A 13085-nucleotide genomic window follows, 5' to 3' on the forward strand; every position below is an offset into this window, starting at 1 on the left:
GGATTCTGGACAAAAAAAAGGTGGCCATTAGCCACCTCAGACGTACTCAATCCCTTGCTTGTTTTGCACCGGTCTCCCTACCGGTTTCAGTTATTTTTCTTTACTGTCTATGGATCCATGTCTCTCTACTTCGATTCTCCGGCATGTCGACTGATTGCCCAGGTAGCATCCCCATCCTCTGCAGTAGAGTGTTGCACATTGACATAGAGTACACTGGGATCATGAGGATTGAAATAGATACCCGAACCCTCTGCTTGTGGATCACTCAAAGAGGCAAACAGTGAGACTTTGCGCGAAGCACCAAACTCGTTGGTATGCTGGCTGGCGATCCAGATATCCGACGGCGAGTTATCTTCAATCATCAGCAGATCACCTGTTGGCGCTTCAGCCAGATTGTCGACACTGTCAAAGCCTGTCTGATGTCCCTCATCCCCAGGGTAGCCGATTTCCACCGGGACATTGATTCCGGGTTTCACAAAGTTACTCACTTGCATTGACTTCAGATCGATTGCAATCACACGCCCTTCGTATAACTCTTCTGTATAAACCAGTTGACCAGAAGTCGGCACAGCCGCCGTATCCCGAGGCCCTTCCGTAATAGCCACATAGAGGGTATTGCCAATCACCTCCAGATCTTCCGGTCGTTGATAACTTTGACCGCCAGCCTGACTGGCGGAAATCCGCGCCGATTGAGGATCGATTGGCCCAACCCACTCGCCCTGACCGACACCATCCGCACCCGTAACCTTCAGGCTATAAAGCTTTCCGGATGAGAGATCCCCTGCCACATCGGGGACAAACTTATAGATACCGCCACCACAGGGCACTACCCCTCGACACCCGGAGGTACGACCACGGTATTCATCAACCAGATAGAGGTTGCCTGCCCTGTCAAGCTCTATTCCTTCGTGTGCGAGCCGCCCCACTGCCGGTCTGTCGATCACATCCCGGGCCGTTACCAGATCTTCGTCGAGAAGTATCTCAAACAGTCTTCCACCTTCAATCTCTTCAGCAAACAGCAGGGTTCCCCACGGCGTCCAGCGAATACCGTCGAGTGAGTTATAGCTGGAATCCTGCACCAGCAGAGTCGCCTCTCCGGTTTTTAAATCGACCACACTGACAGATCCACCTTCAGGCAAACTCTCCGGCAGTTGTACTTCGTGGGTACGATACAGGAAACGGCCTTGCCTGGGCCCGGTCTCATTGACTGTGTTCATGTCATGCCAGTCGTTTCGACCCTTGTCATAGATATTCAGTTGTCGCTCGCCAGCCACAATCCATTGTGTGTAGCCCCGAGGCAACTTCCAGGGTGAAGCGGGGTTCCAATCAGTCCATCTGGCCGATTCATCAAGTGGTTTGAAGTTATAGCTCTTCAATCCCTCAGCCGTCACGCTCCCTCCAGCCAGGGCAATCAGAACTGTCATTAACACTACCGACAAGGGTCTGAACATCTATGCTTTTTCCTCGCTTGCTGGCGTTGTCACCGTCAATCCCTGACTGATCGAATCTTTGCTATTCAGGGCCCGATTCGCTGCATGAATTGTGAAATAAAAACAACTCATCAGGGCGAACTTTTTATGGTAACCATGTGTGATTCACCTATATGAATCAGATTCTAACATGGTAGCGATTACACCGGCACCTTAGCGCGTTTTTGTCTGCCTGAAATATATTAACCATACAATTGCAATCATCCTGAAAGGCTTCAGCTCTACACTCACCGACTGATGTTTGACTAGTGTTGGAAAGCTATAAGCCTATGACAGAAAAATGGCAAAGCCAAACCAAACCACATCGCCGAACATCGACTTGTGAGCATCCTGATATAACAGAACCAATCTATTCCGGAGATAAGCCAGTGAACTCAACACTTACCAAAATCGCTACCAGCTTTGCAGCTCTATTGATCTCCTGCTCAGCGATAGCAGGTGATGATCGTGATGACAGATCCGAACGAGAGAGTAGCGACAGTTTTGCTTTCGCCATGATCGGTGACGTTCCCTATGGCGTAGCACCCTATAGTGACTATCCTGCGTTCGACAATCTGGTCAACAAGGTCAACCGCCAGAAAAAGCTGAAGTGGGTTATCCATACCGGTGATATCAAAAGCGGTGGAACTGAGTGTTCCGATGATCTGTTCTACGATCGGCTGGACCGCTACAACGCATTCAAAAAGCCTTTCATCTACACCCCTGGTGACAATGAGTGGACCGACTGTCATCGGGTCAACGCCGGTGAATACCAGCCGCTTGAAAGACTCGCAAAACTGAGAGAGGTATTCTTCTCCAATCCCGGCAAAACCATCGGTGGCAAGACCATGTCTGTCGAGACCCAGGCTTGGACCTCAGGCTACGAGGAGTTTCCGGAAAATGTACGCTGGAGTAAAAATGGTGTGATCTTCGCAGCCCTTCATGTAGTTGGCAGCAACAATGGTCTGAAAGCCTTTGATCCTGCCTCCTCAGCAGTCCGCGGTGATGAGGATGATGCTGAAGCCTATCGTCGGATCGACGCGGCGGTACATTGGATCAATGACAGCTTCGACAAGGCGATTGAAGAGGATGCTCCCGGACTACTGTTCATGATGCAGGCCAATCCCATTCTGGAAGTCGGTTATGCCCTGCCACAAGGGGATGCCCTTACTGCAGCCAGAGAAGGTTTCAATGAGATCCTCACCACCCTGGAACAACGTACACTGGAGTATGCCAAGCCGGTTGTTCTGGCACACGGTGACTCCCACTACTTCCGGGTGGACAAACCGGGACTGGTTGAAAATGGCTTTATCGGTAATTTCACCCGGGTGGAGAACTTTGGCTCAAGCCGGGTTCACTGGGTCAAAATCAGTGTAAACCCGAAATCGAAACAGGTCTTCAAGTTTCAGCCCATGATCATTGAAGAGAATCTATAAACTGATCGGCTGATCGCATGTTTCAGGGTATGGATCCATGCATCCATAGCCTGAACTGAGACAGATCAGGATTGCTTTTTCCGACCGATTTTGCGGTTGCCCAACCAGCTGATCAGAATATCCTCGGAAAACCTGAACAGCAGAAAAAACAGCATCGATACAATACCGGTGAGGATTAATTCAAAGGTCTGCCATAAAGCACCCTCACGTAGCGCAACCAGGCCGTAAGTTACGATGAAATCCCAATTCGCTGCAAGCAGTCGAAAGATGTTGATGGTCAAAAAGCCGAAGGCCAAAGCAGAGACAATTAACAGCAGGAAAGTCAGAATCGGCCGTTTCAGTAAATAGTCATGGATCGTCATGGTCTGCTCCATCAATCGTATTTCTTTTGTTTTTTTAATCCGCACCTGAGTCAGTTACCCTCCTCATCAGGCAATCTCTGACTTGGACTTTTGCCGGAATACCGGTTTGATCGGGAATAACCCTGAATTCCGTTTAAACTTCCAATATCCCTGCTACAGCTGCGCTGAATTCAAGACCAGCATTTTCTCGATCTGCATGTCACGGATTGTATGGGGTATGCCGCCTACCCCCAGTCCGGACTGACGCAATCCTGCAAAGGGCATACCGTCCACCCGAAAAGCTGTGTGATCATTGACCATTACCGCCGAGGCATCGATATTACGATAGACCATCATTGCTTTGTCGATATCCCGGGTGAAGACTGCTGCCTGGAAGGCATAGGGCAAACTATTGGCCTGCTGCAGGGCACTCTCCAGTGAGTCGCTTTGGAAGACACAGACCACCGGTCCGAAGATCTCCTGTTGAGAGACTTTAGAGCGATGGGATGGGTTATAGATCACGGTTGGGCTGTAACAGTTGTTATCCAGCCTGCCTCCATCATTCAACCGCCGACCACCCTCAGCAACCGCCTCATCCACCCAACTTGCAACCCGCGCCATTTCAGCCGGTCTGATCAGTGGTCCAACCTCGGTCTCCAATGAAGCAGGATCGCCAACCTTCAATCCATCTGCAAGTTGCGCCAGTCGCTGACTGAACTCCTCAGCGATACCCGCCTCTGCAAAGACCCGCTGCACAGAGACGCAAACCTGCCCGGCATGGTAAAAACCGGCTTTCAGTACCGATGCGAGGGCTTTGTCAATGTCGGCATCCTCAGCCAGAATCAGTGGTGCCACCCCACCATGTTCGAGGGCGCACCGGGTACCCGGGGCAAGCTTGGAACGTAACATCCAACCCACCTTTGCACTGCCGATGAAACTGAAAAAACCGACCCGTTGATCGGTCACCAGCCGCTCCGCAAGTTGCAGGCTTTCAGGCAGTACAAATTGAGCCCAGGGCTTGGGCAATCCCGCTTCGTGCAGCATATCGACAAACGACTTGCATGAGATCGGCGTGTCCTCGGCCGGTTTTACAATAACCGGACATCCTGCCGCCACCGCCGCTGCCACCTGATGCACAATCAGGTTCAACGGATGATTGAAGGCACTCACTGCTACGACCACGCCAATCGGTTCCTTTTGGGTAAAGGCCACTCTCTGGGCACCGGCCTGGGTACCATTGATCGGCACAACCTCCCCGGCTTCAGTACGAATGGTTTCAATTGCCAACTTGATGCCGTCAGCCGCCCGTTTCGCTTCCACAATCGAGTCGACCAATGGCTTACCCCCTTCCCGGGCGGCCTGCAGGGCCAGTGCATCGCAGCGCTCGGTCATCAACTGGGTAAGTCGCTCCAGTATCGCTACCCGCTCGTGCAGGGGTATCCAGGCCTGACGATTCCGATAACAGTCATAGGCCGTCTCCAGCGCCTGCTCAATCGCTCTGCTATCACTAAAAGGTATCTCTTCAAGCAGAGAGCCATCATAAGGGGAAGTCACCTTAAGGCTGGTGGTCATATATTTTTTCCTCAACTGGACAATGGACAGGGCTGGGTGATTTCACCAAGTCTTCGGGTCAGCTTCATATTCTCCCGGTAGTCGACCGGTGCAACAATCAAACTTGGACCGGTTTTTGAAAAAGCCGCTTCCAGGGTATCGGCAAACGCTTTGCTATCGGTCACCCGATATCCATGCCAGCCAAAGGATTCCGCCAGCTGCAGCCAATCCGGATTATTGAACGCCAGATCGGTATGGCGCCCGAACTGACTCTCCTGCTTCCAGGCGATCAGTCCATAGGCGTGATCCTCCCAGACCAACATCACCAGATTGCAGTTGAGTCGCTTGGCCGTCTCCATCTCCTGAATATTCATCATGAATCCGCCATCGCCGGAAATTCCGACGATGCGTCTCTCCGGGGCGACCAGACTGGCGGCTATGGCGCCGGGCAAGGCGGCCCCCATGGAACAGAAACCATTGGGTATCAGGCAAGTGTTGGGTTGATGGCAATGGTAGTGTCGGGCAATCCACATCTTATGGGCGCCCACATCGGACAACAGAATATCGTCCGGGCCCAGTACCTTTCGAACATCCCACAACATCTTCTGCGGACGCAGCGTCCCCTCTGTTTCATCATCCGCATGCATTGCCAACTCTTCCTGCATCAGCCGCCGCAGTTCCTGTTGTCTGGTGAGATCGAGACTGGGTACTCCCCGCTGTTCCAATCGTTCATTGATCATCCACAGGGTATGGGCCAGGTCACCCACCAACTCGACCTGGGGATGATAGTATTCATCCACTTCCGCAGGCAGAAAATCAGCGTGAATGATCGGCTTGTTTTTATGTGGATTCCACAATCTGGGATGGTATTCCACCATGTCAAAACCCAGTGTCACCACCAGATCGGCCTCATCAATGGCAAAGGTGGGATAGTCTTTGCTACCGAGCCCGATGGTATAGAGACAGTAGTCCGCATCAAAATCCACAGCGCCTTTGGCCATGAACGTTGTGAGTACACCGATACCGGTCTTCTCACAAAAAATTCTCAACTGTTTGGCAGCGCGGCGACGAATCGCACCGTTACCGGCGATGATCACCGGTCGTTTGGCATTTTTGAGTAAATCGAATGCCCGGTCGACAATCTTATCGTCAGCGACAGAGCGTCTGAATCGACGCGGCTCCAATGGCTCCGAATCGACTTCATGTTTGGCGATGTCTTCCGGTAACTCAATCAGCACCGCACCGGGTTTTTCCGTACGCGCAATACGCACCGCTTTGCGTACCACTTCCGGAATGGTAACCGCATTGTAGATACTGGTGGCCCACTTGGTGACCGGATTGAACATATCCACCACATCCATAATTTGATGAGACTCTTTATGTAAACGTTCAGTGGATCCCTGCCCGGTAAGCACCAGCATCGGTGCACGGTCCATGTTGGCATCGGCAACACCGGTGATCAGGTTGGTCGCACCCGGGCCAAGTGTCCCCAGGCAGACGGCGGGATTGCCGGTCAAACGACCATAGATCTCAGCCATGAATGCCGCACCCTGTTCATGACGGGTCAGAATGAATTTGATCTTTTCAGATTTTTCCAGAGAGAGCATGAAGTCGGCGTTCTCCTCTCCAGGCACACCGAAGATATACTCGATACCCTCTTCCTCCAGACATTTTACGATAAGGTCAGATGCTTTCATGAGTTTTGCCACACTTTGTTTGTTGTTATAACCATATTAGTACCAATACCCATAGACGGCAGTAATCACTTTCAACAGTAGTATGAGCAAGTTGCTCACCAACTGATTTACATTACGGAGAGTTAAGCGGTCGACCCTGAGAGCCATCTGCTATAGATCTCGCATGTACCATGCCAACTGCATTTGTCTGTACATGACTCATAGGCAAATTCAATTCATATCTATTGCTGACGACTGCCGTCTACTCAAACCCTATACTCAATTAATCACCGTACGGATTCACTCATTGGCAATTTCCACATTCCGTTGTATGTTATTGCTCACCAATCAGAACCGGAACATACACTACTTTGGGGTAGTGGAAGTGTTCAGATCAAAGTACGTGAAGTGAAACAAGACTCTGCCAAATAGACGGTCGGCAATGCTGACTGGCGCTTTTTCAGTCGAGCCCTGTAAGGCGGCAACGGGTTCTTATTCACAACTCCGTACAGTTTCATCACAGAGTCACAATAAGATCAACAATCAAAAGATAACAATTCAGTAACATCGTTGAACAAAGAAAGGTCATGATGACTCGAACTGGCGGATTGTAAGGCGAGACATTATCCGCAATGGCACGGGTATTGCTGCCAGCCAAATATAACAACAATTATTTTTACATTAATATATACCAATCAAAGGATACTCAGATGGCATGTCGTGTAGGCAAACTTATCTCAGAGCCAGTCTCATCACTGGACCGTGATACAGACATATTGACCGCTTCCCGCTTCATGGCGGATAACAACCTCGGCTCGCTGGTGGTGATGGATAAACAGCAGATCTCCGGTCTGTTTACCGAGCGGGACCTGCTGGTGCGCGTTATTGGTGCAGACCAGGATCCGTCCGCACTAAAATTGAGCGATGTCTGTACAAAAAACCTGGTATCCGTTCACTACGACAGCTCCTGCGCCAATGCCATCAAACTGATGCGCAGCAACAAATGCCGGCGCCTGCTGATCTATAAAAACGATGAATTGCAGGGTCTGGTGAATATCTCCGATGTGGCCCATGCCCTCGCGGACCACAGTTCCGGTAAAAACATGCTGGTGAATTTTGTTGGCGGCATCACCCTGATGGTGGTACTGATGGTCATCGGGGTATTGATTTCACACTTCCCCGATATGCTGCAACTGGCCGGCCACACGATGGACTGATCCACGGCTGCGAACCCCCACGCCTGCCAACAATCAGAATCGGGTTATGGCTGATTGACAATTAAATCAAACGTTTGATTTAATACTTATTCGGAACTATACTTCCTGCTCCATCGAACAGGCCCCGACTCCCATGTCCACCGCCCCCGCTGAAAGCCAGAATGACACCCGAACCCGCCTGTTGAATGCGGCGCTGCAGGCCTTCGGCAGTCGGGATTATGATGGCGTCAGCACCCGGGAGATCGTAGAGATGGCTGACGCCAACATCTCCGCCATCTCCTACCATTTCGAGCACAAGCAGGGTCTCTACCACGCCACTGTCGCCTACCTTTGTGAGATTCTCAAAGCCGGTATGGCAGAGCAGCTGGATTCACTGGAGCCCTGGCTGAAGCAGGCTTCAGCGGAGGATTGTGGAGAAAAGGCCTGTCAGTTTTTAGGCCATTTTTTCGAGCATATTCTGCTGGGAGAGGTCGGAAAACATGCACCGGGGATTATCTTCCGCGAACAGAACCGGCCAACCGAAGCGTATCAGATTCTGTTTGAAAATCTGCTCGGCCCGATGCACAAATCCCTGGCTCAACTGGTCGCCAAATACCGTGGGCAATCTGCACAGGATCCCCAGGTTCTGTATATGGTTCACAGCCTGCTGGGTCAGACTGTCATCTTCAGAATTGCCCAGACCACCCTGCTGAAAATTCTTAAACGGAAACGCTACAGCGGGGAAAACATCAACGCCATCAAACGCCAGCTTGGAGCTCAGTGCCGAGCTATTCTCGACACTCAGCCGATCACCAACCATAGTAATCATTAACCGTCCCACAGATAGAGAGAGTCACTGAACACCATGACTGATCATAAATCAATTTGGCGCAAACTCCTGGTCATCCCCCCGATCCTGCTTGGGATCGGAGTATTGATGGTGATGGTTGGCAACAAGCAGCCACCCGTGACCAGTGAGGCGGGTGAACCGACAAAGCGGGTACGGGTAATTGAGGCTCCGCAGTTGGCATTGACCCCGGTCGCCGAAGGCTACGGCACCATTCAGCCAGCCAGAGTCTGGTCGGGCGTGGCTCAGGTCTCCGGTCGTATCGTGGAACTCCACCCGAGGTTGAGGAATGGTGAGATCATCGCCAAGGAGACCTTGCTGCTGAAGATCGATCCGGTGGACTATGAACTCAATCTGGCTCAGGTCTCCGCAGAGCTGGCTGAACTGAAGATTGAAGAGAACAACGTCAAAGCCTCACTTTCAATTGAGGAACGCAGTCTGAAGATCGCCCAGCGGGAGCTGCAGCGCATCACCAAACTGACCGCAAAAGGGACCGCCTCACAGAGTGATCTGGATAACGCGGAACGGAATCTTCTGAACAACCGCAACGCAGTCCAGAATGTGAAAAACAACCTGGCCCTGCTGCCCACAAAACTTAAGGTACTCGAAGCGAAAAAGCGCCAGGCGGAACGGGATCTGGAAAATACCAGCGTCTACGCCCCCTTCAATATGCGAGTCGCTGACATGGGAATCGAAATCGACCAGTTTGTCAGCAAGGGCGGTCTGTTGCTGGCGGGTGACGAGGTGGATCGGGTGGAGGTGGTGGCCCGTTTTCCCATGTCGTCCCTGCGTCGTCTGTTCATTGGACGGGACGTCTCTGAGTTTGAGATGCTGGGGGGCAATCTGGCCGAAGCGGTGGCCTTTGAGCCATTGCTGAGGCTCGACCTGGGAACCACCATAGCCGAATGGCAGGCGGAGTTTGTCCGCTTCAGTGACAAGGTCGATCCGGACACCCGCACCATGGGTGTCGTGGTGGCGGTGGATCGACCGTTCGAAAAAGTCATACCGGGACAACGCCCGCCCCTATCCAAGGGGATGTTCGTGCAGGTACTGCTGAAAGGCAAAACCCAGGCAGACCGTATCATCCTGCCCCGCTCCACCATCAGGAACGGTGTCGTCTATCTGGCGGACGAGAACAATCGGTTACAGCGCCAACCGGTGGAGATTCTCTACAACCAGGGTGATATCAGTGTCATCGAGAACGGCATCCAGCCCGGTCAAAGGGTTGTCATTTCCGACCTGGTACCGGCTGTCAGCGGCATGCTGCTGCAAACGGTTCCGGATCAGCAGATGGAAGCGCTGCTGCAGGAACGCGCCCGGGGTCAGCTATGATCAGTTGGTTCGCCCGTCATCCCAATGCCGCCAATCTGTTGATGGCCGCGATCATGCTGCTGGGCCTGACCGCGCTGCCCGGCCTGCAGCGTGAAACCCTGCCAGAAATCGAGAATGATGAGGTTGAGGTCAGAGTCATCTACAAAGGCGCCACTGCCGAAGATGTGGAAGATGCCATCTGTCGCCGCCTGGAAGATGCGCTGGAAGGCATAAGCGATCTCGACGAGATGGGTTGCGAGGCCAGTGAAGGGGTTGGCGTGGCAACCGCAAGCATGGTCGAAGGGGCGGAGATGGCGCGCTTTCTCGACGATGTGAATGCGGAGATCGACGCCGTCGATGACCTGCCCGAACAGACAGAGCCACCGATCATCAAAGAGCTGGGACGAACCGAACCGGTGATCTCGGTGGCGGTTACCGGCCCCCGGGATCCGGTTGCCCTGAAAGCCTACGCGGAAAATCTGAAATCGCAGCTGTTGACCCAGGCCGATCTGGCGGAGGTCACCATATCCGGTTTCTCCGACCACCATATCCGCATCGAGATTGCCGATTGGCGTCTGCGCCAGTTCGGTCTCTCCGCTCAGGACATCGCCAATGCGGTACGCCGGCACAGCATCAGCACCCCGGCGGGCAGACTGGAGAGTGATCAGGAGGATATCCTGATCCGCTTCGATGATCAGCGGAAACATGCGGATGAGTTCTTCGACCTGCCGGTGATCGCCAGCTCAACCGGCGCTACCATTCGACTGGGCGACATTGCCAGGATCACTGACCGGTTCGATCGTGATGAAGACAAAATTCTCTTCAATGGGGAACGGGCCGCTGTACTGAATATTGCCAAGACCCGCTCTCAGGATATTCTCGAGGTTCTCTCAACTGTGGAGACATTCGTTGAGCAGGAGAGCCTTCAGGCGCCTCAGGGGATCGTTCTGACCCTGACCCAGGATCGGGCCTCGGTGGTACAGGATCGTCTGAACATGCTGGTGAAAAACGGCATCCAGGGATTGATCATGGTATTCCTGGTGCTGTGGCTGTTTTTCAGTCTGCGCTACAGTTTCTGGGTCACTATGGGGTTACCGGTCTCTTTTCTTGGCGCGCTGTTTGTACTGCCGCTGTTTGCTGTCACCATCAATATGATCTCCATGGTCGGATTGCTGATCGGTATCGGTCTGCTGATGGACGATGCCATCGTGATCGCAGAAAACATCGCCTCACGCATGAGCAAAGGGGACAAACCCTTGCATGCCGCCATCACCGGTGTGAAACAGGTACTTCCCGGCATCGCATCCTCATTTGCCACCACCCTGATGGTATTCGGATCGCTGGCGTTTATTTCCGGAGATATCGGCCAGATACTGCGGATCATGCCGATTGTGCTGATCATTGTAATCAGCGTCAGTCTGCTGGAAGCCTTTCTCATACTGCCGCACCATTTGAGCCACTCGCTGGCTCACATGAAAAGTAAAAAGCTCTCCCGCTTCAGACAGGGATTCGAAACCCGTTTCAGCAGCTTCCGGGACAACTGGTTCGGCCCCCTCGTCGACCGGGCCGTGGACTACCGTTACCTGACCCTGGGCATCGTCTTCATGATGCTGATTCTCTCCATCGCCGTGCCCGCCGGTGGCGCCTTGAAGTTTGTCGGCTTTCCAGACCTGGATGGGGATGTGCTCGAAGCGCGCATTCTTTTGCCCCAGGGCACCCCCCTGTCGAGAACCGAGGAAGTGGTTGAAAAACTCACCCAGGCCCTGCAAAGGACCAACCAGGCCTTCATACCCAGCCAGCCCGACAGTCTGCCGCTGGTCAGCAATGTCACCGTCATCTATGGACAGAATCCGGATGCCTACGAGTCGGGTCCACATGTAGCCCGTGTTGTCGCCGATCTGCTCAGCGCAGAGGTCAGGGATGCCCGACTCGATGATGTGGTCAACAAGTGGCGCGAAGAGACAGGCCAACTCACCGATGTGATCAGTATCAAATACACGGAACCTGCATTCGGCCCTGGCGGACGCCCGATTGATCTGAGGTTGATGGGATATGATCTGGAGCGATTGAAAAGAGCCTCGAACGAACTTCAGGCCTGGCTCAACGGTTACCAGGGTGTGAATGACCTGAGCGATGACCTTCGCCCGGGAAAACGGGAGTTCAGACTGCATCTCAAACCGGGTGCCGGTGTCCTCGGGCTGGATGCCCAGCAGGTCTCCGAACAGGTCAGAACCGCCTACCAGGGTATGAAGATCGATGAATTTCAGATCGGCCCGGAGAGTTATGAAGTCAATCTGAGGTTGATCGCCAGTGACAGGGTCGATGCGGAGGATCTCTACAACCTGAGCATCGCCGGCAGTGAAGGCAGACTGATCCCCCTCTCGGCCGTTGCAGAGATTGAAGAGGTACGTGGATGGGCGAGAATCAACCGGGTGGACAGACAGCGGACGGTCACTATACAGGGGGATGTGGATCGCACCCAGGCCAATGCCCAGGAGCTGTTGGCGCTGGCACAGACCGAGTTCATTCCGGGACTGCTCGAACGCTATCCGGATATCCATTTCGATATTCAGGGCGAGAGTAAGGAGTCAGCCAAAACCGGCCAGTCCATCGGCCGCAATGTGTTGCTGGGTCTGATTGGAGTCTACATGTTGCTGGCGTTGCAGTTCAAAGGCTATATGGCGCCACTGACGGTGATGCTGGTGATCCCCGCCGCCTTGATCGGGGTGATGTTCGGCCACCTCGCCCTGGGTCTCGATCTGACCATGCCCAGCATGGTTGGTATGGCTTCCCTGTTCGGTGTTGTGGTCAACGACTCAATCCTGCTGGTGGTCTTCATCCGCCAGGCATCCGCCAGGGGAACCGCCGTTATGAAGGCGGCCAAAGATGCCGCCAGAGCACGTTTCCGGCCGATTCTGCTGACCTCAATCAGTACCATCGCCGGACTGACACCCCTGTTGCTGGAGAAGAGTCTGCAGGCACAGATTCTGATCCCGTTGGCCGCGAGCATCGCCTTCGGCTTGACTGCTGCCACCCTGGTAGCCCTGTTCCTGGTTCCGGCTGTCTACTGCATTCTCGATGATTTCGATCTACTGGGACAAGCAGATGATGAATCTGAAGAGCTGCCAATTGAACTAAACGAAACCGATGCAAACCTCGAAAACGAAAGATCCGTTTGACCTGCAAGCTGATGGCCAGGCACCGGATCAATCGTTGCGACTCATACTGGGACAGTTATGTATGCAACAATAACCTATC

General features: G+C 53.1%; 9 protein-coding genes. 5 read left to right on the top strand and 4 right to left on the bottom strand.

Annotated features, from left to right (window positions below; translation table 11 throughout):
• Positions 1–125 precede the first annotated feature (125 nt).
• A complete protein-coding gene (locus AC4IE8_RS20650) occupies positions 126–1424 on the bottom strand; it encodes an alkaline phosphatase PhoX (RefSeq protein WP_490791923.1) in 1299 nt (432 codons plus the stop codon).
• Between the two features lie 434 nt (positions 1425–1858).
• Here AC4IE8_RS20650 and AC4IE8_RS20655 point away from each other — a divergent pair, with 434 nt between their 5' ends.
• Positions 1859–2905, top strand: coding sequence for a metallophosphoesterase (locus AC4IE8_RS20655; protein WP_490791924.1), 1047 nt, complete (start codon positions 1859–1861; stop codon positions 2903–2905).
• A 65-nt stretch (positions 2906–2970) separates the two neighbouring features.
• Here AC4IE8_RS20655 and AC4IE8_RS20660 read toward each other — a convergent pair whose 3' ends face one another.
• The 3 genes from AC4IE8_RS20660 to AC4IE8_RS20670 form a co-directional block, all read right to left on the bottom strand.
• A complete protein-coding gene (locus AC4IE8_RS20660) occupies positions 2971–3267 on the bottom strand; it encodes a hypothetical protein (protein ID WP_490791925.1) in 297 nt (98 codons plus the stop codon).
• 153 nt (positions 3268–3420) lie between these two features.
• Positions 3421–4818 (bottom strand): aldehyde dehydrogenase family protein, encoded by a 1398-nt coding sequence (locus AC4IE8_RS20665; protein WP_068992249.1) that lies wholly within the window; start codon positions 4816–4818, stop codon positions 3421–3423.
• An 11-nt stretch (positions 4819–4829) separates the two neighbouring features.
• The gene (locus AC4IE8_RS20670; RefSeq protein ID WP_068992252.1) at positions 4830–6494 is read right to left on the bottom strand and encodes an acetolactate synthase large subunit; all 1665 of its coding nucleotides are present in this window, start codon (positions 6492–6494) and stop codon (positions 4830–4832) included.
• 689 nt (positions 6495–7183) lie between these two features.
• On the opposite strand from AC4IE8_RS20670, the gene AC4IE8_RS20675 reads away from it, so the two are divergent.
• The 4 genes from AC4IE8_RS20675 to AC4IE8_RS20690 all read left to right on the top strand — a co-directional run bounded on the left by AC4IE8_RS20675 (position 7184) and on the right by AC4IE8_RS20690 (position 13006).
• Positions 7184–7690, top strand: coding sequence for a CBS domain-containing protein (locus tag AC4IE8_RS20675; RefSeq protein ID WP_490791926.1), 507 nt, complete (start codon positions 7184–7186; stop codon positions 7688–7690).
• Between the two features lie 133 nt (positions 7691–7823).
• Positions 7824–8501, top strand: coding sequence for a CerR family C-terminal domain-containing protein (locus AC4IE8_RS20680; RefSeq protein WP_069015628.1), 678 nt, complete (start codon positions 7824–7826; stop codon positions 8499–8501).
• A gap of 33 nt (positions 8502–8534) precedes the next feature.
• Positions 8535–9848 (top strand): efflux RND transporter periplasmic adaptor subunit, encoded by a 1314-nt coding sequence (locus tag AC4IE8_RS20685; RefSeq protein WP_490791927.1) that lies wholly within the window; start codon positions 8535–8537, stop codon positions 9846–9848.
• The gene (locus AC4IE8_RS20690; RefSeq protein WP_490791928.1) at positions 9845–13006 is read left to right on the top strand and encodes an efflux RND transporter permease subunit; all 3162 of its coding nucleotides are present in this window, start codon (positions 9845–9847) and stop codon (positions 13004–13006) included. Before AC4IE8_RS20685 ends, AC4IE8_RS20690 begins: the two co-directional genes overlap by 4 nt.
• Positions 13007–13085 lie beyond the last annotated feature (79 nt).

Source organism: Candidatus Thiodiazotropha sp. AKAK2 (assembly GCF_058244685.1).